The sequence below is a fragment of the Mesorhizobium sp. Cs1299R1N1 genome (genome assembly GCF_037179655.1).
Classification (GTDB): Bacteria; Pseudomonadota; Alphaproteobacteria; order Rhizobiales; family Rhizobiaceae; genus Mesorhizobium; species Mesorhizobium salmacidum.
Map to the genome: position 1 here is coordinate 410,963 of NZ_JAPYKR010000002.1, position 24,054 is coordinate 435,016.

21 protein-coding genes, 1 tRNA gene and 1 pseudogene are annotated in these 24,054 nt (G+C 62.3%); 11 read left to right on the forward strand and 12 right to left on the reverse strand.

What is annotated here, in order from left to right:
- Window position 1 precedes the first annotated feature (1 nt).
- The 4 genes and pseudogenes from O7A70_RS05335 to O7A70_RS05350 form a co-directional block, all read right to left on the reverse strand.
- Window positions 2-1,216: a glycosyltransferase family protein gene (locus tag O7A70_RS05335; protein WP_337139446.1), complete on the reverse strand. Its 1,215-nt coding sequence runs from the start codon at window positions 1,214-1,216 to the stop codon at window positions 2-4.
- Window positions 1,217-1,858: 642 nt separating this feature from the next.
- Window positions 1,859-1,967: pseudogene (locus tag O7A70_RS34165) on the reverse strand (substrate-binding domain-containing protein); the annotation flags it as partial.
- A gap of 416 nt (window positions 1,968-2,383) precedes the next feature.
- Window positions 2,384-2,459 (reverse strand) — tRNA-Phe (locus O7A70_RS05345).
- A 172-nt stretch (window positions 2,460-2,631) separates the two neighbouring features.
- On the reverse strand, window positions 2,632-3,504 hold the full coding sequence (locus O7A70_RS05350; RefSeq protein WP_140713384.1) for a helix-turn-helix domain-containing protein: 873 nt from the start codon (window positions 3,502-3,504) through the stop codon (window positions 2,632-2,634).
- Window positions 3,505-3,608: 104 nt separating this feature from the next.
- Here O7A70_RS05350 and O7A70_RS05355 point away from each other — a divergent pair, with 104 nt between their 5' ends.
- From O7A70_RS05355 to O7A70_RS05375, 5 genes are all read left to right on the forward strand, one after another.
- Window positions 3,609-4,880: an ABC transporter substrate-binding protein gene (locus O7A70_RS05355; protein ID WP_140504757.1), complete on the forward strand. Its 1,272-nt coding sequence runs from the start codon at window positions 3,609-3,611 to the stop codon at window positions 4,878-4,880.
- A 93-nt stretch (window positions 4,881-4,973) separates the two neighbouring features.
- Window positions 4,974-5,834, forward strand: a complete 861-nt coding sequence (locus tag O7A70_RS05360; RefSeq protein WP_027146570.1) for a carbohydrate ABC transporter permease — start codon at window positions 4,974-4,976, stop codon at window positions 5,832-5,834.
- On the forward strand, window positions 5,831-6,667 hold the full coding sequence (locus O7A70_RS05365; protein WP_337139447.1) for a carbohydrate ABC transporter permease: 837 nt from the start codon (window positions 5,831-5,833) through the stop codon (window positions 6,665-6,667). Before O7A70_RS05360 ends, O7A70_RS05365 begins: the two co-directional genes overlap by 4 nt.
- Window positions 6,668-6,675: 8 nt before the next feature.
- The gene (locus O7A70_RS05370) at window positions 6,676-7,755 is read left to right on the forward strand and encodes an ABC transporter ATP-binding protein (protein WP_337139448.1); all 1,080 of its coding nucleotides are present in this window, start codon (window positions 6,676-6,678) and stop codon (window positions 7,753-7,755) included.
- Between the two features lie 36 nt (window positions 7,756-7,791).
- Window positions 7,792-9,819, forward strand: coding sequence for an aldo/keto reductase (locus tag O7A70_RS05375; protein ID WP_337139449.1), 2,028 nt, complete (start codon window positions 7,792-7,794; stop codon window positions 9,817-9,819).
- A 22-nt stretch (window positions 9,820-9,841) separates the two neighbouring features.
- Here the strand turns inward: O7A70_RS05375 and O7A70_RS05380 are convergent, their stop codons facing one another.
- Entirely contained in the window at window positions 9,842-10,717 is an 876-nt protein-coding gene (locus O7A70_RS05380; RefSeq protein WP_140748178.1) for an AraC family transcriptional regulator, read from the reverse strand.
- 246 nt (window positions 10,718-10,963) lie between these two features.
- Here O7A70_RS05380 and O7A70_RS05385 point away from each other — a divergent pair, with 246 nt between their 5' ends.
- The 6 genes from O7A70_RS05385 to O7A70_RS05410 all read left to right on the forward strand — a co-directional run bounded on the left by O7A70_RS05385 (window position 10,964) and on the right by O7A70_RS05410 (window position 20,016).
- Window positions 10,964-12,430 carry an alpha-glucosidase/alpha-galactosidase gene (locus tag O7A70_RS05385; RefSeq protein WP_337139450.1) on the forward strand — a complete coding sequence of 489 codons (1,467 nt, stop codon included), beginning with the start codon at window positions 10,964-10,966 and terminating at the stop codon, window positions 12,428-12,430.
- A gap of 159 nt (window positions 12,431-12,589) precedes the next feature.
- Window positions 12,590-14,671, forward strand: a complete 2,082-nt coding sequence (locus O7A70_RS05390) for an ABC transporter substrate-binding protein (protein WP_337139452.1) — start codon at window positions 12,590-12,592, stop codon at window positions 14,669-14,671.
- Window positions 14,672-14,803: 132 nt separating this feature from the next.
- Window positions 14,804-15,811, forward strand: coding sequence for an ABC transporter permease (locus O7A70_RS05395; protein WP_337139454.1), 1,008 nt, complete (start codon window positions 14,804-14,806; stop codon window positions 15,809-15,811).
- On the forward strand, window positions 15,812-16,948 hold the full coding sequence (locus tag O7A70_RS05400) for an ABC transporter permease (RefSeq protein WP_337139455.1): 1,137 nt from the start codon (window positions 15,812-15,814) through the stop codon (window positions 16,946-16,948).
- A gap of 10 nt (window positions 16,949-16,958) precedes the next feature.
- On the forward strand, window positions 16,959-18,626 hold the full coding sequence (locus O7A70_RS05405) for an ABC transporter ATP-binding protein (RefSeq protein WP_337139456.1): 1,668 nt from the start codon (window positions 16,959-16,961) through the stop codon (window positions 18,624-18,626).
- A gap of 19 nt (window positions 18,627-18,645) precedes the next feature.
- Window positions 18,646-20,016: an alpha-glucosidase/alpha-galactosidase gene (locus tag O7A70_RS05410; protein ID WP_337139457.1), complete on the forward strand. Its 1,371-nt coding sequence runs from the start codon at window positions 18,646-18,648 to the stop codon at window positions 20,014-20,016.
- A 32-nt stretch (window positions 20,017-20,048) separates the two neighbouring features.
- Here the strand turns inward: O7A70_RS05410 and yacG are convergent, their stop codons facing one another.
- The 7 genes from yacG to O7A70_RS05445 form a co-directional block, all read right to left on the reverse strand.
- Window positions 20,049-20,246 (reverse strand): DNA gyrase inhibitor YacG, encoded by a 198-nt coding sequence (gene yacG / locus O7A70_RS05415; RefSeq protein ID WP_027146559.1) that lies wholly within the window; start codon window positions 20,244-20,246, stop codon window positions 20,049-20,051.
- A complete protein-coding gene (locus O7A70_RS05420) occupies window positions 20,243-20,869 on the reverse strand; it encodes a Maf-like protein (RefSeq protein ID WP_337107274.1) in 627 nt (208 codons plus the stop codon). The genes yacG and O7A70_RS05420 overlap by 4 nt, the downstream gene beginning before the upstream one ends.
- A gap of 18 nt (window positions 20,870-20,887) precedes the next feature.
- Window positions 20,888-21,106 (reverse strand): translation initiation factor IF-1, encoded by a 219-nt coding sequence (gene infA / locus O7A70_RS05425; RefSeq protein WP_006329283.1) that lies wholly within the window; start codon window positions 21,104-21,106, stop codon window positions 20,888-20,890.
- 197 nt (window positions 21,107-21,303) lie between these two features.
- Complete coding sequence (locus O7A70_RS05430; protein ID WP_140504733.1) at window positions 21,304-21,774, reverse strand: arsenate-mycothiol transferase ArsC; 471 nt, start codon at window positions 21,772-21,774, stop codon at window positions 21,304-21,306.
- Entirely contained in the window at window positions 21,762-22,247 is a 486-nt protein-coding gene (locus O7A70_RS05435) for a UPF0262 family protein (RefSeq protein WP_140504731.1), read from the reverse strand. The genes O7A70_RS05430 and O7A70_RS05435 overlap by 13 nt, the downstream gene beginning before the upstream one ends.
- A gap of 6 nt (window positions 22,248-22,253) precedes the next feature.
- Window positions 22,254-23,546 carry a histidinol dehydrogenase gene (gene hisD / locus O7A70_RS05440; RefSeq protein WP_337139458.1) on the reverse strand — a complete coding sequence of 431 codons (1,293 nt, stop codon included), beginning with the start codon at window positions 23,544-23,546 and terminating at the stop codon, window positions 22,254-22,256.
- Window positions 23,547-23,553: 7 nt separating this feature from the next.
- Window positions 23,554-23,985 carry a DUF2948 family protein gene (locus tag O7A70_RS05445; RefSeq protein WP_337139459.1) on the reverse strand — a complete coding sequence of 144 codons (432 nt, stop codon included), beginning with the start codon at window positions 23,983-23,985 and terminating at the stop codon, window positions 23,554-23,556.
- Between the last annotated feature and the right edge of the window lie 69 nt (window positions 23,986-24,054).

Here is a 24,054-nt window from a genome sequence, read left to right on the forward strand (position 1 = left end):
CTCAGCTCATGCCTTCAATGACCGAAAGGTGATGGCCGGCCCGCCGGTCGAGCAGTTCCGCGACGATTTCGGAAATATGAGGCAGCCCTTCCAGCGTCAGATGCGGATTGCTCTGCGATGGGCGGGGCCGGTTTGGCAGCACTTCCAGTGCATTGGCAAACCGCTGAGAATCCTCTGCTTCTTCCGGCAAAAGCATCTCGATGAGGCCAAGTTGGGCGGCGCGCCGTGCACGAATCAGTTGTTCCTCGCGGGGCTTAATGCGCGGCACGATCAGCGCCGGCTTGTCAAAAGACAGTATCTCGCAATAGGTGTTGTAACCGCCCATCGCCACCACCGCCTTGGCGCCGGCAATCAGCTCTTCCATGCGGTTGTCGAACTCGATGATCTTGATATACGGGATCTTGGACCCCTTCTTGAGCAGCTTGTTGCGCTTGCGGGCCGGCATGTAAGGCCCAAGCACGATCAGCGCCCTATGCTGCAATTGCGGATCCTGCTGGTAGGCATCGATGACGTCGTGAATCAACTCACCGCCGTCACCGCCGCCACCGGTCGTAACGAGGATATAGTCACCCTCGGGCCGGTGGCCCGGCAACTCGTTCTTCTGCAGGCTCCGTTGCAGGAAACCCACGAACTTCATCTTTGCTCTGACAGCCGGCGGCACATCCAGGCCGGTCAATGGATCATAGAAATCCGGCGGCCCGTAGACCCAGACCTTGTCGTAGAACAGGCCGATCTTGCGCATCACATCCCTGCGTGCCCACTCTGCTTCGAGCAGATGCGGCGCGTCCATCACCTCGCGCAGGCCCAGCACGAGCGTGGTGCCCCGTGTCTTGAGGTAGGACAGCGTATCCTCAATCTCACCACGCAGGCCGAGCGGTTCCTTGTCGACGATGAGGATATCCGGCCGGAAGGTCTCGGCTGTGTGGCGGATGATTGACTGGCGCATCCTTAGCGTCTCATGCAGATCGATATCCTTTTCCAGCGAGGTGTATTCGCCATTGCGCAGCTTGATGACGCTGGGGATCTTCACGAAGTCGACACGGGCGCGGTAGTCGAAGGCGCCAGCGATAGGCGCACCCGAAATGATAAGCACCTGAAGTCCGCGAAAATCCTCGACCAGCGAATGCGCGATCGTCCGGCAGCGCTGCAAGTGACCGAGCCCGAACGTGTCGTGGCTGTACATAAGAATTCGAGCATTTTCTGCGTGCTGGGTCATTGTTGAACGTCTCTTAGAATTCTCGCCTTGAGGACCGTGAGCGACGCGCCGGCTTCGAAACCATCGTGGTTTTGAAAAATGAGCCGCCATTTTTAATACGTATTACTTCTGTGGAATGCCTTTCAGACAGGCTTTCCGATTGTCTTAGTCCGAAACTTGTTGGATTGGCGAATATCGCCTCGGCGGGAGCGGGCCGAGACACCTTGTTGTCGTTTTGGGAAGGATCGAAGGGGAATATGGTATCCAAAAGATCGGCAGAAATCATCCCTCTTGATTCCAAAAAGTTCCGGTGTCTCCGAACTCCATTGGTTCGGAGCGGTGAAGGCGAAATCGCTATCCTGCCCATATAGCCAATTGATCGGTCGCCCGGCGGCGCACGGCCCATATTGTTGTGGAACTCATTTCGCGCGCCATTGCTCTCGGTCTTGGGGGACCAAAGGTGCTGCCCATCAATGTCTTGACGGGCGGTCTGATTGTGATTCACCGACCAGAACTGAGCCATCTGTCGCCCAAGCTAGCCGGAATTTCAGCAAGAATCGAGTGGATGCCAGCGCTGACAACGCACGCCCGCAGGTGGGCGTGTGCAAGACCAGTTACTTGTCGATCGCGATGGCCTCTAGTTATCTCTTGGGGCGGCAGTTCGACCATGGTGCCGAAGGCATCGCCCTGGGCGCCGCCGACGAAGAAGCGGATGTGGATATCCTTGCACCACTGGGCGCCGAGCGCCTGCCGGCAGTGTCGAGATGGGAGCGCCGTGGTGGCAATCAACCAGCAGCTGTTATCAACGCGGTCACAACGATCAGCGCGCGCATCATGGCCCTAAGCTCTCGCCCGTGGCCATGGCTGGGGGCGGTAATCGCGGTCCACGCGGCCAATGTAGGTTTCATCGGCTTCTACGATCTTGCCTTCGCCGCCAAGCGGGCCAGATGACTTAACGCCTCCTCGCGCGCCTTCCGAATGAGGCGCAAGTAGCCGAGAGATAGGTGAAGAGACTCGGAAGTGGCGTCCAGCATGGCGCTTTATTCGGCCAACTTTGTTGACCGTTGTAGCTATTGCTGGCTGACTCTGAAAAGGTACGGAGACGGTACAAAGGCGTACGAGGCTCTTGGACTTAAGCCGCAATAGTGCCCTGCATCCGCATAAGCCATTGGTTTTGTTATATAAAAATGGTGCCCAGAGGCGGATTCGAACCACCGACACGCGGATTTTCAGTCCGCTGCTCTACCAACTGAGCTATCTGGGCCTGTTCCGGCTAACGAAAACTCGTGCTCCGGATTTCATAAAGGCACCGTGGGCACCCCTTGAAAGCGCGTGGGTTATAGCATGGGAATCCGGCCTGTCCAGCGCCCAGATGTGGATTTCCCGCAGGAAAAGAAATGCCGCCCGATGGGCTGGTTTCCATGCCGTGCGCCCGCCTATCTGGCGCTTGCCAGTCCCTTGCGGAAGTCGGATGGCGTCATGCCGGCGAGCTTGCGGAAGGATTTGTTGAAGGCGCTGAGCGAGCCGAAGCCACTATCCATGGCCACGCGCAGCACATTGGCGTCCTGATGCATCAACAACGCCTGCGCGTAGCTCAGCCGCAGAAGGTTGACATATTCGTTGAGCGTCATGCCGGTCGATTTCTTGAACAGGCTCATGGCGTATTTGGGGTGGATGTCGGCGGCCGCCGCTATGTTCACGCAATCGATGTCGTAGAGGAAATTCTCGGCGATGAAATCGCACATGCGCCCGACATTGCGCGACGACTGCTGATCGAAGGGGCTGCCCGCTTCCTGCCCGGCGGCGTTTCCCGGCACCAGCCGGTAGGGCTCGAACCGCACCCGCTCCAGCCGCAGCAGAAGTTCGTTGACGGCGTGCTCGGCCTTGGCTGGATCGCCTGAGCGGGCATAGCGGTTCCAGCGGGCGAAATTGTCGTTGTCGGATTGATCGGTGGCGCTGGTCACCAGCGTCGCGCCCGTCATCAGCCGATGGCGTATGTCCGCCGGCAGGTGCAGCCGAAAGAAATGCACCAGCGGCAGATGCGCGCCGGCATAGATGGCGTCGTCGCTCAAATCGTCCATCTGATGCGGCAAGCCGCCCCAGAACAGGCACATCTCGCCGGCCGAAAGCGATATTTCGTGCTCGTTCATGCGGTAGTGGACGGAGCCGCGGACGATGAAATTCACCTCGACCTGGGCATGCCAATGCGGCTTCAGCATCACCAGCGGGTTGGTGTGGAACATCTGCAGCGCCAGCGGGAAACCCTCAACGCTGCTGGCGCCGGGCTGGTAAAACGGCCTGTCAGGCATCTTACTTTCCGCCAATTCCATATTCCCTCTGTCAGGGACAGGCCCTTACCGGTGCCTAGTCTAGCCACGCTCACAGAGAGAGCAAATGAAATGGGAGGATTTCAATGCGCATCACACTGTCCTGCGCCGCGCTAGCGCTTGCCCTGGGCTCCGCCCCGGCCTTCGCGCAATCCGGCGAAATCACGATCTGGAGCTGGAACATTGCCGCTTCATCCCTGAAAGCAACGGTTGCCGGCTTCAACAAGCTGCATCCCGACATCAAGGTCACGGTCCAGGATCTCGGCAACCAGCCGACCTATGACAAGTCGATCGCCGGATGCGCGGCCGGCGGCGTAGGGCTGCCCGATATCGTCACCATCGAGAATGGCGAGGCCGAGAATTACTGGAGCCAGTTCCCCGACTGTTTCGTCGACCTGCATACGCTGGGCTATACGGCGGAAGACCAGAAGAAGTTCCCCGATTTCAAGCGCACCGAACTCGAAGTCGGCGACAAGGCCTATGCGATGCCGTGGGATTCCGGCCCGGTTGCCGCCTTCTATCGCCGCGACTTCTATGAGAAGGCCGGCGTCGATCCGGCATCGATCAAGACCTGGGACGATTTTATCGCCGCCGGCAAGAAGATCCAGGCCGCCAATCCGGGGGTCTCGATGACCAATGCCGATTTCAACGGCGACAGTGAATTCTTCCGCATGATCTCCAACGAACAGGGCTGCGCCTATTTCGCCGAGGACGGCCAGTCGATCACGGTCAACCAGCCCAAATGCGTCGACGCCATGACCAAGGTCAAGGAGATGAAGGACGCCGGCATCGTCTCGTCCGCCGACTGGGGCACCAAGATCACCAACAACACCGCCGGAGCCGTCGCCACCCAGGTCTATGGCGGCTGGTACGAGGGCACTATCCGCACCGAATCGGCGGGCGAAAACGGCAAATGGGGCGTCTACCTGATGCCGAGCCTGACCGCGGACGGCCCGCGCGCCGCCAATCTCGGTGGCTCGTCGCTGGCTATCACCTCGGCGTCGAAGAACAAGGAAGCGGCCTACGAGTATTTGAAATACACGCTCGGCACCAATGAAGGCCAGATCACGATGCTGAAGGAGTTCGGTCTTGTCCCCTCGTTGGTCTCGGCCCTGAACGACCCCTATGTCAGCCAGGGCCTGCCCTACTGGGGTGGCCAGGCGGTGTGGAAGGATATTCTGGGCACCTTGCCCAAGGTTGTTCCGAGCCGCGGCACGCAGTTCCAGAGCGATGCCGAGATCATCGTCCGCGCGGTGCAGACCAAATATCTCGCCGGCGGCTATCCCGACGCCAAGGCGGCACTCGACGATGCCGCTAGCCAGATCGCCTCGGCGACTGGGCTGCCTGTCAAGTCCTGACCTCCCGGGACGGGGTCCGGGATGGCAGATGGGCCGTCCCGGACCGCCACTTGCTCGCTTGTCTTGAACACCAGGGATGAAGGAGGAGAAAAGATGCGCAACCGCAATGCCACGGCCTATCGCTTCCTCACGCCCTATCTCCTGATCTTCGCCATCTTCTGGGTGTGGCCGATCATCTCCTCGTTCCTGATCTCGTTCCAGGCGACGCGTACCGTGCCGTGGCGCTTCGCACCGGGTTTCAACTGGGGCCGGCTCATCGGCGACCCTGCCTTCTTCAACGCGCTGAAGAACACGCTGCTCATCCTCGTCATCCAGGTTCCGGTGATGATCGCCCTGGCCATGGTGATGGCGGTGTTGCTGAATTCGCCGCTGCTCAAGGCGCGCGGCCTCTACCGCTTCGCCTTCTTCGCCCCGGTCGTCGTCGGCGAGGTCGCCTATTCCGCGGTGTTCCGGCTGATGTTCAGCCTCGATTTCGGCATCGTCAACAAGCTCTTGAACAGCATCGGCCTGCCGAAGGTCGACTGGTTCTCCAATGTCACGCCGGCCATGGCGCTGATCATGATCGCGGTCACCTGGCGCTGGGCCGGGTACAACGCCATTATCCTGCTGGCAGGCATGCAATCCATTCCCGATGATGTCTACGAGGCGGCGACGCTCGACCGGGTGAGCAAGCTCAAGCAATTCTTCTACATCACCCTGCCGCTGTTGAAGCCGGTCATCGTCTTCTGCGCCGTGCTGTCGATCATCGGCACCATGCAATTGTTCACCGAGCCGTTCCTGATCACCGAGCGCGGCGGGCCGGGCGGCGGCACAGAGACGCTCGGCCTGCTGCTTTACCGCCAGGGTTTCCGCTCGCTCAATTTCGGCTACGCCTCGGCCGTCGCCTACACAATGGCGGGGCTCGCCATCGCGATCACGCTGGTGCAGCTTTGGCTGACGAGGGAACCGAAATGAGTTCGCTCTCATCGGCAAAACTGAAACGAAGCATCGCACTGCACCTCTTCCTGACGCCCCTGGCGCTGATCTGGCTGTTTCCGCTGTGGATGATGGTGGTGTTCTCGACCATGCCCGACAACGGCATCTTCAGCCCCGGCATCGAACTGTTGCCGCACGGCAATTTCATCGACAATTTCAACAATCTGCAGCGCGACACCGACTTCGTCGGCGCCATCATCATCTCCGTTTGCGTGGCGGTGACCTACACCGTCCTGTCGGTGCTTCTGACCTCGATGGCCGGATGGGCGCTGGCCCGCTACCAGTTCTTCGGCAAAAGCGTCGTCGTCGCCATCATCCTGGGCACCATCACGCTGCCCTATGCGGTGGTTCTGATCCCGCAATTCATCATGGTGGCGCGCGACTTCAAGCTCGCCAACACGTGGGTGGCGCTGATCGTGCCGCCGCTGTTCAATTCGCTTGGCGTGCTGTTCATGCGCCAGAGCTTTTCCATGATGCCGGACGATCTGTTCGATGCCGCCCGCGTCGAGGGCGTCAAGGAGTGGCGCATCTTCGTCTTCATCGCCTTGCCGTTGGCGCGGCCGATGCTGGCCGCACTCTGCATCATCCTGTTTCTCGCCTCCTGGAACAATTATCTCTGGCCGCTTTTGATCAACAGCCAGCCGGGTTCGATGACAGCACCCGTGGCGCTCGGCACGCTGATCGGGCTGACCAAAGTGTCGTGGGGCGGCATCATGGCGGGCGCGGTGATGCTGACCGTGCCGATGCTCATCGTCTTCGTGCTCCTGCAGCGTCATTTCATCGCCGGCATCGCCGCCGGCGCGGTCAAATAAGGAGCAGAATGGCAACCGTCACTCTCACCAATGTCGCCAAGCGCTTCGGCTCGTTCGAGGTCGTCCACGGTGCCAACATCGACATCGCCGATGGCGAGTTCGTCGTCTTCGTCGGCCCGTCGGGCTGCGGCAAGTCCACGCTCCTCAGGATGATCGCCGGGCTGGAAGACATCAGCGGCGGTGAGATCGCGATCGGTGGCAAGGTGGTCAATGATGTCGAGCCCGCCGACCGCGGCATCGCCATGGTGTTCCAGTCCTACGCGCTTTATCCGCATATGAGCGTCGAACAGAACCTCTCCTTCGGGTTGCGCATGACCGGCAACCCCAAGGCCGACACCGAGCGGCGGGTGAAGCGCGCGGCCGAGATCCTGCGCATCAGCGAATTGATGGAGCGCCGCCCCAAGAAACTTTCCGGTGGCCAGCGCCAGCGTGTCGCCATCGGCCGCGCCATCGTGCGCGAGCCGCAAGTGTTCCTGTTCGACGAGCCGCTCTCCAATCTCGATGCCGAACTGCGCGTCCAGATGCGGGTCGAAATCTCAAGGCTGCATAAGGAACTCGGCGCCACCATGGTCTATGTCACCCATGACCAGACCGAGGCGATGACGCTCGCCGACCGGATCGTCGTGCTGCGCGCCGGCCATATCGAGCAGATCGGCAGGCCGCTCGAACTCTATGACAATCCCGACAATATTTTCGTGGCCGGCTTTGTCGGCTCACCGAAGATGAACTTCATCAAGGCCCATATTGTCGGGCGCGATGCAAAAGGCGTTGTGGTCGAATTGGCGGGCGAGGAGAAGACCCGTGTCGTCCAGCCGTTGACAGGCGTCGCGCCCGAGCCGGGCAGCAAGGTCATCGTCGGCGTGCGGCCCGAACATTTCGGCGTTGCCGGTGAAGGCGACGCTGACCTTACCGTCGCCATCGACGTGGTCGAGCACCTGGGCGGCACGAGTTTTCTCTACGCCAGGACGGCCCATGGCGAGGACGTGGTGATCCAGCGCGACGCGGCAAAGGTCCCCGAGACATCAGATGTCACCGTTTCCATCCGCAAATCCTACCTGTTCGACGAAAAAGGGATGCGGCTGCGCTGACCGGCCGCCCCTTTCCCAGCCCGCAAGGAGAATGACATGACTGCATCAACGCCCATTCGCTGGGGCATTCTTGGGCCGGGCGGGATCGCCAAGGCCTTTGCCGGCGGCGTCGCCGGTTCGCGCACCGGTAAACTGGTTGCCATCGGCGCGCGCAATCCCGGCAAGCCGGGACTGGCCGAGAGCTTTCCCGGCGCCCGCATCCTCGACGGTTATGACGCTCTTCTTGCCGAACCGGAGATCGATGCGATCTATATCGCGGTCCCGCATCCAGGCCATGCGCAATGGGCGATCAGGGCGGCGGAAGCCGGAAAGCATGTGCTCTGCGAAAAGCCGCTCGGGCTGACGGCCTTCGAGGCCGACGCCATGATGCATGCGGCGCGCAAGGCCGGCACCTTCCTCGGCGAAGCCTTCATGTACCGGCTGCATCCGCAGACGCTGCAACTGGTCGACTTGATCAAGTCCGGCGTCATCGGCGAGATCAGGATGATCAAGTCGAGCTTCGGCTTCGCCATGCCTGATTTCATGCCGCGGCACCGGCTCTACGCCAACGATCTCGCCGGCGGCGGCATTCTCGATGTCGGCGGCTATCCCGTTTCGATGGTGCGCCTCATTGCCGGCGCTGCCGCTGGAGAGCCATTCGCCGAACCCGACAAAGTCGCCGGCACCGCCCATCTTGGTCAATCCGGTGTCGACGAATGGGCCTCCGCTGTCCTGCATTTTCCCGGCGGTATCGTCGCCGAGGTTTCCTGCAGCATCTCGCTCAACCAGGACAATGTCCTGCGTATCTTCGGCACCAAGGGGCGTATCGAGGTGCCCGACTTCTGGTTCGCCGGCGGCGACCGCGATGTCGGCCCAGGCCGGATCGACGTGATCGGTGCCGACGGCGCGCAAGAGACCATCAGCGTCAACGAGAAGCGCCATGTCTATTCCTTCGAGGTCGATGCCGCCGGCGAGGCGATCCGCGCCGGGCGTCGGGAATTCGCCTGGCCGGGCATGGGCTGGGCCGACAGCCTCGGCACCTTGCGCGTGCTTGACAGTTGGCGCGCGGCGGTCGGGCTGGAATATGAGATCGAGAAGGCCTCGCTGCGCACCAACACCATCTCCGGGCGACCCTTGCGCCCGGGCGGCACCGCGATCGGCAAGCGCACCATTCCGGGCCTGGCGAAGCCGGCCTCCGTGGTGGCGCTCGGCTTCGAGGATTTCCGCACCTTCTCCTCCGGGTCGATCCTGCTCGACGCCTTTTTCGAGGCCGGCGGCAATCTCTTCGACACCGGCTATGTCTATGGCGGCGGCTACACCGAGACGCTGCTCGGCCAATGGCTGAGGAACCGTGGCGTGCGCGAGCAATCGGTTGTTATCGCCAAGGGAGCGCATTCGCCGCTCTGCTATCCCGACGTGATCGGCAAGCAGCTTGCCCAGTCGCTCGACCGCCTGCAGACCGACCATGTCGACATCTATTTCATGCATCGCGACAATCCGGACGTGCCGGTCGGCGAATTCGTCGATGCCATGGACCGCGAGGTCAAAGCCGGGCGCATTCGCGGCCCCTTCGGCGGCTCGAACTGGACGATGCAGCGCATGGACGAGGCGATCGCCTATGCCGAGCGAACCGGCAAGCAGAAGCCCGGCGTGCTCTCCAACAATTTTTCGCTGGCCGAAATGCTGGAGCCGATCTGGGCTGGTTGTGTCACCTCCTCCACCGATGACTGGAAGGCCTGGCTGACGTCCAGGCAGATGCCGAACTTTGCCTGGTCGAGCCAGGGACGCGGCTTCTTCACCGACCGCGCCGGGCGCGACAGGCTGGACAGCGAGGAACTGGTGCGGGTCTGGTACTCCGAGCGCAATTTCGGTCGTCGCGACCGCGCGATAGAACTCGCGGCCCGGCTGCGCAAGAGCCCGATCCACATTGCGCTGGCTTATGTGCTCAACCAGCCTTTCCCATCGATTCCGCTGATCGGGCCGCGCACGCTTGGCGAACTGGACGACAGTCTGCGGGCGCTGGACATCGCGCTTTCGCCCGCCGAACTCGAGTGGCTGGACGGCGGCAGCCTGCACGCGGCCTGACAAAACAAGGCCCCGGGCGGCGTCAGGTCTCGTCGTCCGACAGTCTGACGCCGCGCCTGGCCGGGGTTCGCAAGCTGGCATACATGCCGGTCGTGCGGAACTGGCTGGGCGTCGTGCCGTAGAGCCGCCGGAAGACCTTCGAAAAATAATTCGCGTCCTCGAAACCGCACAGGATGGCGACCTCCTTTACCGGCAGGAAGTCCGCTTTCGTCAAAAGCTTCGCGGCCCGTTGCAGCCGCTGCTGCAGCACGAACTCGGCGGGCGGCAGGCCTTCGCTTTCTGCGAAGCAGCGTGAGAAATGAGCCCGGCTGAGCCCGCTGATCTGGACGAGGTCCGCCACCGGCAGAGCCTTGTCGAGATTGGCGTTGATGTGATCGATGACCGGCTGCATGGCGCTCTGTTTTTCGGCAAAGGCATGCGAGCCGAACACATCGTCATAGAGTGCCATCGCCGCCTCGTAGGCGATTGCCGAAGCAGCGCCTGGCGAAGCGGCCCCCTTGATGAGACGCAGGCTGCAATCGGCAAGATGATCGATCGTCGCCGGCTGCAGCCGAAAGACCGGTCCCGACACGTCGAGGATCGACTTGTGGATGCGCAGCGCCTCCTCGCCGTTCATCGAGATCCAGAAATATTCCCAGCGCTCGTCCCTGGCCAGCCAGTAGCGGTGGTTGTGCGGCACCAGCACCAGCAGCGTGTCGTTCGTCTGCAGGCGGTAATCGCGGTTCTCGTAGCGCAGCCGGCCGGTGCCGCTGATCGTATGCTGCAGTACGGTAAATGGTGTCTGGCCGCGCTTTCGCCCGTCCCAGTCATAGGTCACGTCCTCGCGCACCTCATAGCCCGTGCTTGTCGGCATGGCATGCAGACGCTGGCGGCCACGCGGCAGCGAGACCGTCCGCATCGACTGTCCGTTGGCGATCAAATCCCGTAGCACAAAATTACCCCTGAAAGCATAATCCTTCTCTGGCCGCGCCCGCGAATATGCGCATAATCCCGCCTCGAAGAACGCGAATAACCCGCGATCGAGGAGCGGGCGGGAGGAGAGAAAGCCGGATTCCGGCTTGAATGGCTTGCACGTCAAGGCGTGTAGCCGTCTTTCTCCCTTGCTGCTCCTTGCCTAGCATTCGAATGGATCGAGGTGAAGGTGATGAGTTTCAAAATCGCTATTATCGGCGCCGGCAGCGTCGGTTTCACCAAGAAGCTGTTCACCGACATTCTCTGCGTGCCTGAATTCAAGGACATCGAATTCGCGCTGACCGACGTCAGCGAGCACAATCTGGGGATGATCAAGGCGATCCTAGACAGGATCGTCGAGGCGAACGGATTGCCGACCAGGGTGACCGCGACAACCGACCGCCGCAAGGCGATCGAGGGCGCGCGCTATATCATCAGTTGCGTGCGGGTCGGCGGCCTCGAAGCCTATGCCGACGATATCCGCATTCCCTTGAAATACGGTATCGACCAGTGTGTCGGCGACACGATCTGCGCCGGCGGCATCCTCTACGGCCAGCGCAACATTCCGGTGATCCTTGATTTCTGCAAGGACATCCGCGAAGTCGCCGACACCAACGCCAAATTCCTCAACTACGCCAACCCGATGGCGATGAACACCTGGGCGGCGATCGAATACGGCAAGGTCGACACGGTCGGCCTCTGCCATGGTGTCCAGCACGGCGCCGAACAGATCGCCGCGGTGCTGGGCGCGAAATCGCCGCGGGAACTCGACTATGTCTGTTCCGGCATCAACCACCAGACCTGGTTCATCGATTTGCGGCTGAACGGCCGAAAGATCGACAAAGATGAGCTGGTCGCCGCCTTCGAGGCGCACCCGGTCTATTCCCAGCAGGAAAAGCTTCGCATCGATGTGCTCAAGCGTTTCGGCGTCTATTCGACCGAAAGCAATGGTCATCTCTCCGAATATCTGCCCTGGTACCGTAAGCGCCCCGACGAGATCACGCGCTGGATCGACATGTCGGACTGGATCCATGGCGAAACGGGCGGCTATCTCCGCTATTCCACGGAAACCCGCAATTGGTTCGAGACCGAATATCCGCAATTCCTCGAAGCGGCATCGAAGCCGATCGATGTGTCGAAGCGCTCCAACGAGCATGCCAGCCACATATTGGAGGCGCTGGAAACCAACCGCGTCTATCGCGGCCACTTCAACGTCAAGAATGACGGCGTCATCACCAATCTGCCACGCGACGCCATCATCGAATCGCCCGGCTTCGTCGACCGCTTCGGCATCAACATGGCCGCCGGCATCACACTGCCGGAAGCCTGTGCCGCCACCTGCATGGCCTCGATCAACGTCCAGCGCATGTCGGTCCATGCCGCCATCTCTGGCGACATCGATCTTCTGAAGCTTGCCGTGCTGCACGACCCGCTGGTCGGAGCCGTGTCGACGCCGGAGGAGGTCTGGCAGATGGTGGACGAAATGGTCGTCGCCCAGGCGCAATGGTTGCCGCAATATGCCCACGCGGTTCCTGCGGCCAAAGAGCGGCTGTCGAAATCCACGGTCAAGACCCGGGAATGGGCGGGTGCCGCGCGGCGGAACGTGCGCTCGATCGAGGAACTACGCGCAGAAAAGGCCGCGCTGAAACAGGCCGTCTGAAAACCGGGCGCGGCGGCGGACCCTCGGGAGGCAGGTCCACCGCGGTCAGCCGCCCGGAGAAATCACGGGAGCAGTGTGAAGCGGTTCTCCGTCCGGAATTGCATAGAGACATAGACAAGACGAGCAGCAGCAAACGTCTGAACACGAGGGAGGACACTAATGAGGAACCTACGCAGTATTGGCATTGCCGCTGGACTGGCGCTGAGCGTCTCCGTTCCAGCGATCAACGCTTTCGCTTCCGAACCCACCATCCCGCCGGTGCCGGCGACGTTTCCGGCGGAGGGCAAGATCAAATACGTGGCGCGCGACTCCATCCTGGAGTTCAAGGCGCTGCCCGAATATCACGAGCCCGGCTGGGTGACGGAAAAATTCGTCAAGGCCGGCAAGCTGCCGCCGGTCAAGGAAAGGCTGCCGAAGGAGCCGCTTGTCTTCAAGACGGGCAACATGCCGAACGGCGTCGGCGTCTACGGCGACACGATGCGCCATGTCATCGGTGGCCGGCCGGAAGGCTGGAACTACGGCGCCGGCCAGACCCAAGGCTGGGGCGGCATCGACATCGGCCTTTCCGAGTGCCTGACGCGCACCGCGCCGCTGTTCCAGGTCGAGGCGAAGGATACCGAGCCGCTGCCCAACCTCGCCAAAAGCTGGGATTGGTCAGCCGATGGCCACAAGCTGACCATGCATCTCGTCGAAGGTGCCAAATGGTCCGACGGCGTGCCATTCAACGCCGACGATGTCATGTTCTACTGGGACGACGAGGTCATGGATCCCAACGTCTCGCCGCTCAATGGCGCCACCCAGGAAACCTTCGGTGTCGGCACGACGCTGAAGAAGATCGACGACTATACGGTCGAGTGGACCTTCAAGGACGCCTTCCCGAAACAGCACCTCTACGCAATGGCTTACGGCACCTTCTGCCCCGGTCCCTCGCATATCTTGAAGCCGCAGCACCCGAAATATTCGAAGAACACCTACGACCAGTTCAAGAACGCCTTCCCGCCGGAATATATGAACATGCCGGTCATGGGCGCCTGGGTGCCGGTCGAATATCGGGCCGACGACATCATCGTCATGCGCCGCAATCCCTATTATTGGAAGGTGGACGAGAAGGGCAACCAGCTGCCCTATCTCAACGAATTGCACTACAAGCTGTCGACCTGGGCCGACCGGGACGTTCAGGCGGTCGCCGGCGCAGGCGACTTCTCCAATCTCGAGCAGCCGGAAAACTTCGTTGCCTCGCTGAAACGCGCGGCGGAAGCGAATGCGCCGGCGCGCCTTGCCTTCGGCCCGCGCCTCATCGGCTATAACCTGCGCATGAATTTTTCCGCCAATGGCTGGGGCAATCCGGACGAGCGCGGCCAGGCGATCCGCGAACTGAACCGCAACGAGGATTTCCGCAAGGCCGTCACCATGGCGCTTGACCGCAAGGCGCTGGGCGATTCCCTCGTCAAGGGGCCGTTCACCGCGATCTATCCTGGCGGCCTTTCCTCGGGCACCAGCTTCTACGACCGCAAATCCACCGTCTACTATCCTTTCGACCTCGAGGGCGCCAAAGCCGAACTCGCCAAGGCCGGCCTGAAGGACACCGACGGCGATGGTTTCGTCAACTTCCCGGCCGGTACCGCCGGCGGCAAGAATGTCGAGATCGTGATGCTGGTCAACAACGACTACACCACCGACAAGAGTCTCGCCGAAGGCGTGGTCGCGCAGATGGAGAAGCTTGGCCTGCGGATCGTGCTCAACGGGCTCAACGGTACCCAGCGCGATGCCACGCAATATTCAGGCCGTTTCGACTGGCTGATCCGGCGCAATGAGCAGGAGCTGACCTCAGTGGTGCAGAACACCGTGCAGCTCGCTCCAGTCGGCCCCAAGACCAGCTGGGATCACCGCGCGCCGGAAAGCGGGGAGGTCGATCTGATGCCTTTCGAGAAGGATCTCGTCGACATCGTCAACAAGTTCGTCTCGTCGGCGGATAATAACCAGCGCGCCAGTCTGATGCGGGACTTCCAGAAAATCTCGACCGAACACGTCTACAATATCGGCCTGACGGAATATCCCGGCGCGCTGATCGTCAACAAGCGCTTCTCGAACATTCCGCAAGGCACGCCGATCTTCATGTTCAATTGGGCTGAGGATTCCATCATCCGCGAACGGGTCTTCGTCGCGGCCGACAAGCAGGCCAAATACGAACTGTTCCCGGAAGAGCTTCCCGGCAAGCCTGGAGACAAGGGTCCGATGTAAGTTTAAGGGCCGATGCAAGTTTACCTCCCCTGACTGAGAGAGACCCGGCCGCGCCGCTGGCGCGGCCGGGACAAACCAACCCTCCGAGCGCCCCCCAAGGAGCGTCCGGCGAGATGAGGAAGCGGACCGCCCATGCTGCGATTCCTGCTCACGCGAATAGCGTCGGCAATACCGGTTCTCGCTATTCTGAGCCTCGTCACCTTTGCCATCATCCAGGCGCCGCCTGGCGACTATGCCGATTACATCCGCTCGCAATTGATCAACCAGGGCGGAGCCTCCTTCGCCGAGGCCGATGCGCAGGCTCAGGCCTATCGCGTCGAGCACGGCCTCGATAAGCCGCTGCCCGTCCAGTATCTCAACTGGATCGGCGGCATCGTCACCCACGGTGATTTCGGCTACAGCCTCTATTACAACAAGCCGGTGGCCGACGTCGTCGCAGAGCGCCTTCCGCGCACGCTGCTTCTGGCTTTGGTCTGCCATCTGCTCGCCTCGGTGCTGGGCATCACCTTCGGCATCTGGGCGGCGACCCGGCAATACACCTGGATCGACTCGACCCTGTCGGCGATTTCGTTCCTCGGCATGACGGTGCCGCGCTTCCTGATGGCGCTGATCATCGTCTATCTCCTGGTCTTCCAGTTCAATGTCTCGGAGATCGGCTCATTCTTCTCGCCGCAATATGGCGGCGCGCCATGGTCGTGGGCGAAGTTCGTCGACCTGGTCAAGCATGTCTGGCCGGTGGTGGCGATCGCCACCTTCGGCGGCCTTGCCTACAATATGCGCGTCATGCGCGGCAATCTGCTCGATACGCTCAACGCGCAATATGTCGAGACGGCCAAGGCCAAGGGCTTGACCGGGAGCGCCGTCGTGATGCGCCACGCCGTGCCGAATGCCCTGCATCCGCTGGTCATGTATCAGGGCGTGGTGCTGCCCTATATGCTGACCGGCGAGATCGAGACGGCGATCATCTTCGCGCTGCCGACCGTCGGTCCGGCGATCGTCGGCTCTATGGCGGTCGGCGACGTCTATGTCACCGCCACCTTCATGATGGTGCTGTCGGCGACGCTGATCGTCGGCAACATCATCGCCGACATGCTGCTCGTCCTGCTCGATCCGCGCGTGCGCCAGTTCGGGGAGGGTTAGATGCTGGCACGAGATCCTTCACCACCGCCACTGCCGGCCGAGCGAGCCACAGTGGCGCCCGCACGCGGCAATGAGAGCTACATGGCGCTTGTCTGGCGCCGGCTGAAGCGCTCCTGGACCGGCATGGCCGGGCTTTGGCTGGTCGTGCTGCTCCTGGTCATGGCCGTATTCGCCGAATTCCTGGCGCCGATGGACCCGAAGGCGACCGATGTCGGCTTCGCCCCGCCGCAGCTGCCGTCCTTCCACGACAAGGACGGCAATTTCGTCGCGCGGCCGAGGGTCTATGCACTGTCCGATTCGGCCGACCTCGATCCGGTCACTTTCCAGCCCATCGTCGGCCCCGACTACGACCACCCGAGGCTGCTTGGCTTCTTCGTCGAAGGCGCACCGTACAAGCTCTTCGGACTGATACCGGCGAACCGGCATTTCTTCGCCTCGACGGACGGCCAGCCGGTGCATTTCCTCGGCACCGACAAATTCGGCCGCGACGTGCTGTCGCGCGCCATCCACGGCTCGCGCGTCTCACTGATGATCGCGCTGACGGTCGTCTTCATCATCACCGTCATCGGCACCACCGTCGGCATGGTCTCCGGCTATTTCGGCGGCCGGTTCGACGTCTGGATGCAGCGCTTCGTCGAACTGGTGCTCGCCTTCCCGCAACTGCCGCTCTACCTGGCGCTGACGACGTTGATCCCGGTCACCGCGCCGACCAATGTGTTCCTCGCCTTCGTCATCATCGTCATGTCGGCGCTCGGCTGGGCGCAGATGTCGCGCGAGGTGCGCGGCAAGACGCTGGCGCTGGCGCGCATAGAGTATGTGCGCGCCGCCATGGCGGTCGGCGCGACAGACCGGCGCATCATCCTGCAGCACATCTTTCCCAATGTGATGAGCCACGTGATTGTCGCCGTGACGCTGGCGATCCCGACGGTGGTGCTGCTCGAATCCTTCCTCGGGTTCCTCGGTTTTGCCGTCAAGCCGCCGCTGATCTCCTGGGGTCTGATGCTGCAGGACACCGCGACCTATTCGGTCATCGGCACTTATCCGTGGATCCTGTCGCCGGTCGGTTTCGTGCTCATCACCGTCTTTGCCTTCAACGCGCTGGGCGACGGCCTGCGCGATGCCGTCGATCCGTATTGAGGGGACCGGGATGACCATTGTACTCGCCGAGCCCTTCGCACCAGCTTTCCGCCTTGACCATGATGGGCGCCAGGGAGAGCCCGTCATCGATGCCCGCAACATCGAGGTGGCCTTCAAGGTCGAACACGGTGTCGTCGAGGCGGTCAAGGACATCTCGTTTCAGCTCTATCGCGGCGAGACGATCGCGATCGTCGGCGAATCCGGTTCCGGCAAGTCGGTGACGGCGCGCACCGTCATGGGGCTGCTGTCGCGCCGCGCCACCGTGTCGCCGAAATCGAGCATCTGTTACGACGGACGGGACATCCTGAAATTTTCCGAAAGCGCCCGGCGCAAGCTGCGCGGCAACCGCATCTCGATGATCTTCCAGGAGCCGATGAGCTCGCTCAATCCGATCTATACGGTCGGCAGCCAGATCGTCGAGGCAATCCGGGTGCATCGCAAGGTGAGCCGCAAGCAAGCCTGGGCGCGGGCGCTCGAGCTGCTGCGGCATGTGCAGATCCCCGAACCCGAAGCGCGGCTCAAACAATATCCGCACCAGCTCTCGGGCGGGCAGCGGCAGCGCGTGATGATCGCCATGGCGCTCGCCAACGATCCCGACGTGCTGATCGCCGATGAGCCGACGACCGCGCTGGATGTCACGGTCCAGGCGCAGATCCTCAACCTGATCCGCAATCTGCAGAAAGAGCTGCGGATGGCGGTGATCCTGATCACCCACGATCTCACCGTGGTGCGCAAGTTTTCCGACTACGTCTATGTGATGCAGCATGGCGAAATGTGCGAGCACAACGTCACCGAACGGCTCTTCGCCGCTCCGCGGCATCCCTACACCCAGCGGCTGCTTGCCTCCGAGCCACGCGGCCGGCCGCAACCGCTGCCCGAGGGCAGCGGCACCATACTCGAGGCGAACGGCGTGCGCGTCTGCTTCATGCTGCGCCATGGAACGTTCCTGAAGCCGGACTGGCGCGAACTGGTTGCCGTCGACGACCTCGACCTCAAGCTTTGCCGCCACGAGACGCTGGGGCTGGTCGGCGAATCCGGTTCCGGCAAGACCACATTCGGCCAGGCGTTGCTGAGGCTGACCGACGCCAAACGCGGCGAGATCCGCTTCGATGGCCAGCCTATCCATGGCCTGTCGCGAGGCGAGATGCGGCCGCTGCGTTCGCGCATGCAGATCGTCTTCCAGGATCCGTTCTCCTCGCTCAACCCGCGCATGACGATCGGCCAGATCATCGAGGAAGGGCTGATCGTCAACAGCATCGGCGCGACACGGCGCGAGCGCGTCGACCGGGTGCGCGAGGCACTGGTCAGTGCCGGCATGCCGGGCGATATCCTGTCGCGGTTTCCGCATGAGTTCTCCGGTGGCCAGCGCCAGCGCATCGCGATTGCGCGGGCCATCGCACTCGAACCCGAATTCATCCTGCTCGACGAGCCGACATCGGCGCTCGACCTCTCCGTCCAGGCGCAGATCATCGACCTGCTGCGCAAGCTGCAGGACGAGCGTGGTCTGAGCTATCTCTTCATCTCGCACGACCTCAAGGTGGTGCGCGCGCTGTGCCACCGCGTCATCGTCATGCAGCACGGCAAGATCGTCGAGCAGGGCCCTGTCGACGAGGTCCTCACCAATCCCAAGACCGCCTACACCGAACGGCTCGTCAGGGCCGCTTTCGACGTGGCCTGAACACATGCCGGAGGTTACATTGGCAAGACATCCCAGGATCACTTTCATCGGCGCCGGTTCGACGGTGTTCATGAAGAACATCGTCGGCGACGTGCTGCAGCGCCCGGCACTTTCGGGCGCCACGATCGCGCTGATGGACATCAATCCGCAGCGGCTGGAAGAAAGCGCCGTCGTCGTCAACAAGCTGATCGCCACACTCGGCGTCAAGGCGAAGGCCGAGACCTACACGGACCAGCGCAAGGCGCTGGCGGGCGCCGATTTCGTCGTCGTCGCCTTCCAGATCGGCGGTTATGAGCCCTGCACCGTCACGGATTTCGAGGTGCCGAAGAGATACGGGCTGCGCCAGACGATCGCCGATACGCTCGGCGTCGGCGGCATTATGCGGGGCCTGAGGACCGTGCCGCATCTGTGGAAGATCTGCGAGGACATGCTTGCAGTCTGCCCGCAGGCGATCATGCTGCAATACGTCAACCCGATGGCGATCAACACCTGGGCGATCTCAGAGAAATATCCCGAGATCAGGCAGGTCGGGCTGTGCCACTCGGTGCAAGGCACGGCGATGGAACTGGCGCACGACCTCGACCTTCCCTACGACGAGATTCGTTACCGCTCGGCTGGTATCAACCACATGGCCTTCTACCTGAAGTTCGAGCATCGCCAGCCGGACGGATCCTACCGCGACCTCTATCCCGATCTCGTGCGCGCCTATCGCGAAGGCCGCGCGCCGAAGCCCGGCTGGAACCCGCGCTGCCCCAACAAGGTGCGTTACGAGATGCTGACGCGGCTGGGCTATTTCGTCACCGAAAGCTCGGAGCATTTTGCCGAATACACGCCCTATTTCATCAAGGACGGCCGCCCCGATTTGATCGAGAAATACGGCATTCCGCTCGATGAATACCCCAAGCGCTGCATCGAGCAGATCGAGCGCTGGAAGGACCAGGCGCAGGCGTATAGCTCGGCCCAACGTATCGAGGTCGAGGAGTCCAAGGAGTATGCCTCCTCGATCATGAATTCTGTGTGGACCGGCGAGCCGTCGGTGATCTACGGCAATGTCCGCAACAATGGCTGCATCACCTCGCTGCCCCGCGATTGCGCGGCCGAAGTGCCGTGCCTGGTCGACGCGTCCGGCATCCAGCCGACCTATATAGGCGACCTGCCGCCGCAATTGACGGCGCTGATCCGTACCAACATCAACGTGCAGGAACTGACGGTGCGGGCGCTGATGACGGAAAACCGCGAACACATCTATCACGCGGCGATGATGGACCCGCACACGGCGGCCGAACTCGACCTCGACCAGATCTGGTCACTGGTCGACGATCTCCTGGCCGCCCACGGCGACTGGCTTCCGGCCTGGGCGCGTGGTGATCGCAAGAACCGGGCCGCCTGACCGGCGGCCCTGGGTTCATTTCGGCCCCGGCTTCATTTCGGCTCGTCGGCGTCCGGTTCTTCCTCGTCGTCGCGAGCGGAGATGACATAGGCGCCCTTCAGCCAGCGGTTGAGGTCGATGTCCTTGCAGCGCGTCGAGCAGAACGGATAGGTCTCGCGCGCCGACGGCTTGCCGCATTCGGGGCAAGGGCGCTTGGGCCGCAGTGGCGTGACTTTGTCGTCCGGGCTCATGGTCGCGCGGACAACCAGTTTTGATGGGTCTTGAAACCTTCGCCCGAGAGCAGCGCCGCCGTCTCATAGAGCGGCAGGCCGACAATATTGGTGTAGGAGCCGACGAGCTTGACGACGAAGGCGCCGGCCAACCCTTGCACGGCATAGCCTCCGGCCTTGCCCCGCCATTCGCCCGAGGCGACATAGGCGTCGATTTCCTCGCGTGGCAGCCGCTTGAAACGCACCCGCGTCTCGACCAGCCGCTGGCGCATTTTGCCCCCTGGCGTGATCAGGCAGATGCCGGAATAAACCCGGTGCGAACGGCCGGACAACAGCCCGAGGCAGTTGGCGGCGTCATCCAGTGTCTCGGCCTTGGGCAGGATGCGTCGCCCGACGGCGACCACCGTGTCGGCCGCCAGCACAAAGCTTGGCGCATAGTCGGTCTCGGCCTTCAGCGACGCGAACGCCTTCTCGGCCTTTTCCTTCGACAGCCGTTTGGCCAGCGAGCGCGGATGCTCGGCACGTAGCGGTGTTTCGTCGATATCGGCTGGCAGGATGCGGTCCGGCTCGATGCCGGCCTGCTGCAAGAGTTCGATGCGACGCGGCGAACCCGAGGCAAGCACCAGCTTATGCAAAATGCTCATCGCGCTCGGGTCTTGATCTTACTTGAAACGATAGGTGATGCGGCCCTTGGTCAGGTCGTATGGCGTCATCTCGACCAGAACCTTGTCGCCAGTCAGCACGCGGATGCGGTTTTTGCGCATGCGGCCGGCCGTATGGGCGATGATCTCGTGTTCGTTTTCGAGCTTTACCCTGAACATCGCGTTGGGCAACAATTCCGTGACGATACCCGGAAACTCGAGGACTTCTTCCTTCGGCATTCGATACCTTTGCTTGGATGGCAGTTCCGGCGCCTAGAGCATGATGCCGAAAAGTGTGAAGCGGTTTTCCGACGACATCATGCTCTACTTGTTTGACCTAGAGTCGGATGATTTCAGGTCGGACAGACCTGAAATCATCCGACTCCAGCCGGAATTTCGGCGGAACCTATATGATAATCGTGCGCTTGTGAACACGCTTAATCCGTCGCGTTTTTTGCTTCGGGAAGCAAAAAACGTCGGCTTATGCGCAACTTCAGCCGCTCGCGCACGTCGCGATAGCTGGCCATGATCTGTTCACGCGTGCCGTCGGCACCGGTCGGGTCCGGCGTAGGCCAGTATTCCACCTCGACGGCAAGCGAGCGGGTGAGTTCGAGCGCGGCATGGTGCGCCTCCGGCGCCAGGGTCACGATCAGGTCGAAATAGTCGTCCTCGAGATCGTCCAGCGTCCGTGGATGGCGTTCGCCCAGCGTCAGACCGTCTTCGGCAAGCACGGCATCGACGAACGGGTCGCGCTCGCCGGCGCGCACACCCGCCGAGGCGACGAAAATGGTGGCGGGAAGCATCCGGCGCGCCAGCTGCTCGGCCATTGGCGAGCGCACGGCATTCATGCCGCACAGGAACAGGACCGAGCGGGGCAGGGCGCCGGCGACCAGGATCAGCCCCGCCAGTGCAGCACGCAGACCAGCGTGAACAGCCGTCGCGCCGTGTCGAAGTCGATGTCGATCTTGCCGGAGAGCCGATCCATCAGTGTCTGCGAGCCCTCATTGTGCAGGCCACGGCGGCCCATGTCGATCGCCTCGATGTGGCTCGGCGTCGAGGAGCGGATGGCGTCGTAATAGCTCTCGCAGATCATATAGTAGTCCTTGACGATGCGCCTGAGCGGCGTCAGCGACAGGATGTGGGTGACGACGGCGGCGCCGTCCTCGCGCGCCACGGCAAAGACCAGGCGGGACTCGGCCAGCGACAGCTTCAGCCGGTAAGGACCTGTACCGCTGTCGTTGACAGGCTTAAAACTGTTCTCCTCGATCAGGTCGAAGATCGCCACCGCCCGCTCATGCTCGACATCGGGCGTCGAACGGCCGATCGATTCATCGAGTTCGACATCGATCAGTTTTGCGCGGGTTTGATCGTGGCCCGTCATGCCGGCCTACATGTTCAGACGTATGGCGACAGAGCGGCCATGCGCGTCGAGCCCTTCCGCCTGAGCGAGTGCGATCGCCGCCGGTGCCAGCATGCGCAACTGCTCCGGTCCGAGTTTGAGGACCGAGGTGCGCTTGACGAAATCGAGCACGGACAGGCCCGACGAGAAGCGCGCCGAGCGCGCCGTCGGCAGCACATGGTTGGAGCCGCCGACATAGTCGCCGATGACCTCGGGCGTGTGGCGGCCGAGAAAAACCGCGCCCGCGTTGCGCATCTTTGCGAGGAAGCCCTCGGCATCGTCGATGGCCAGCTCGACATGTTCGGCGGCGATGCGGTCGACCAGCGGCAGCGACGCTTCGATCGTTTCGACCTCGATCACCGCGCCGAAATCACGCCAGCTCGCCGCCGCAGTTTCAGCGCGCGGCAGGCTCTGCAGCTGGCGTTCGACCGCATGTTCGACCGCTTTGCCGAAAGCCGGGTCATCGGTGATCAGGATCGACTGCGACGACACGTCGTGTTCGGCCTGGGCAAGCAGGTCGGCCGCGATCCACTCCGGATCATTGCCGCCGTCGGCCACCACAAGCACCTCCGACGGCCCGGCGATCATGTCGATGCCGACAGTGCCGAACACCCGCCGCTTGGCCGCGGCGACATAGGCGTTGCCGGGGCCGACGATCTTGGCCACCGGCTTGATCGTCTGCGTGCCATAGGCAAGCGCCGCGATCGCCTGCGCGCCGCCGACGCGGTAGATTTCGGAGACGCCTGATATATCCGCCGCCACCAGCACCAGCGGGTTGACGATGCCATGCGGTGCCGGCACGACCATGACGATGCGCTCGACGCCGGCTACCTTGGCCGGCACGGCGTTCATCAGCACCGAGCTCGGATAGCTTGCCGTGCCGCCCGGCACATAGAGCCCGACCGCCTCGATCGCAGTCCAGCGCGAGCCGAGCTCGACGCCGGCGGCATCCGTGTAGCGTTCGTCTTGCGGCTTTTGCCGCTGGTGATGGGACCGGATGCGGTCACGCGCGAATTTCAGCGCCTCGACCGTGGCCGGATCGGCCTCGGCATAGGCGCCGGCGATGTCTTCCGCCGAGACGGCAACGCCGAGCTCGGCGAGGTCGCCTCCGCCGAATTTCTTCGTGTAGTCGAACAGTGCCGCGTCGCCCTCGGCGCGCACGCGCGCGATGATGTCGCGCACCACGGCGTCGACATCGGCCGATACCTCGCGCTTGGTCAGGAGGAACGCGGCGAAACGCTGTTCGAAATCGGCGTCGGACTGGCGAAGCGTGATGGCCATCGTATGCTCAAGCCCTGTGTATGGGGCGCGACGTGGCTTCCCACGCGCCGCCAATATCGGCAAGGCGAGCCTCGATGCATTCGACATCGAGCATGATCGTGCCGCCGCCCGAAAAGATCAGTTCGACGATGCCCGCGGGCTTGCTGATCTCGATGAAGCTGATCGCCAGCAGGGAGAGAATTTCGGCCGGCTTGTCGCGCGCGATGCCGCTGGTCTTGGCGCCCAGCACCCGGTCGAAATGCAGCACGGCCTGCCGCCGCTCATTGTGTTGGCGAAACAGGCCGGATTTGGCTTCCCACACGAAACGGTTCATGGTCAGCACGAAACGCTTGGCTTTGGGCAGGAATTCGAGGTCCGAGACCTTCATCACGGCGTCCTGGAGATGGGCCGAGACGATGCTCAGATCCTGGTCGTCGAGCGCGATGAGTTTTAAGACCATGCGGATTTCACACCTAGGGGTTGGCAACCAGCCTTTCTGTTAGGCGGTCTTTCCGATCGGTGCAACCGC

Excerpts from the sequence above, each read along its gene's own strand:
- O7A70_RS05335 (WP_337139446.1), bottom strand. The coding sequence starts at position 1,216 with ATGACCCAGCACGCAGAAAATGCTCGAATTCTTATGTACAGCCACGAC.
- O7A70_RS05350 (WP_140713384.1), bottom strand. The coding sequence starts at position 3,504 with ATGCCTGACAGGCCGTTTTACCAGCCCGGCGCCAGCAGCGTTGAGGGT.
- O7A70_RS05355 (WP_140504757.1), top strand. The coding sequence starts at position 3,609 with ATGCGCATCACACTGTCCTGCGCCGCGCTAGCGCTTGCCCTGGGCTCC.
- O7A70_RS05360 (WP_027146570.1), top strand. The coding sequence starts at position 4,974 with ATGCGCAACCGCAATGCCACGGCCTATCGCTTCCTCACGCCCTATCTC.
- O7A70_RS05365 (WP_337139447.1), top strand. The coding sequence starts at position 5,831 with ATGAGTTCGCTCTCATCGGCAAAACTGAAACGAAGCATCGCACTGCAC.
- O7A70_RS05370 (WP_337139448.1), top strand. The coding sequence starts at position 6,676 with ATGGCAACCGTCACTCTCACCAATGTCGCCAAGCGCTTCGGCTCGTTC.
- O7A70_RS05375 (WP_337139449.1), top strand. The coding sequence starts at position 7,792 with ATGACTGCATCAACGCCCATTCGCTGGGGCATTCTTGGGCCGGGCGGG.
- O7A70_RS05380 (WP_140748178.1), bottom strand. The coding sequence starts at position 10,717 with ATGCGGACGGTCTCGCTGCCGCGTGGCCGCCAGCGTCTGCATGCCATG.
- O7A70_RS05385 (WP_337139450.1), top strand. The coding sequence starts at position 10,964 with ATGAGTTTCAAAATCGCTATTATCGGCGCCGGCAGCGTCGGTTTCACC.
- O7A70_RS05390 (WP_337139452.1), top strand. The coding sequence starts at position 12,590 with ATGAGGAACCTACGCAGTATTGGCATTGCCGCTGGACTGGCGCTGAGC.
- O7A70_RS05395 (WP_337139454.1), top strand. The coding sequence starts at position 14,804 with ATGCTGCGATTCCTGCTCACGCGAATAGCGTCGGCAATACCGGTTCTC.
- O7A70_RS05400 (WP_337139455.1), top strand. The coding sequence starts at position 15,812 with ATGCTGGCACGAGATCCTTCACCACCGCCACTGCCGGCCGAGCGAGCC.
- O7A70_RS05405 (WP_337139456.1), top strand. The coding sequence starts at position 16,959 with ATGACCATTGTACTCGCCGAGCCCTTCGCACCAGCTTTCCGCCTTGAC.
- yacG (WP_027146559.1), bottom strand. The coding sequence starts at position 20,246 with ATGAGCCCGGACGACAAAGTCACGCCACTGCGGCCCAAGCGCCCTTGC.
- O7A70_RS05420 (WP_337107274.1), bottom strand. The coding sequence starts at position 20,869 with ATGAGCATTTTGCATAAGCTGGTGCTTGCCTCGGGTTCGCCGCGTCGC.
- infA (WP_006329283.1), bottom strand. The coding sequence starts at position 21,106 with ATGCCGAAGGAAGAAGTCCTCGAGTTTCCGGGTATCGTCACGGAATTG.
- O7A70_RS05435 (WP_140504731.1), bottom strand. The coding sequence starts at position 22,247 with ATGACGGGCCACGATCAAACCCGCGCAAAACTGATCGATGTCGAACTC.
- hisD (WP_337139458.1), bottom strand. The coding sequence starts at position 23,546 with ATGGCCATCACGCTTCGCCAGTCCGACGCCGATTTCGAACAGCGTTTC.
- O7A70_RS05445 (WP_337139459.1), bottom strand. The coding sequence starts at position 23,985 with ATGGTCTTAAAACTCATCGCGCTCGACGACCAGGATCTGAGCATCGTC.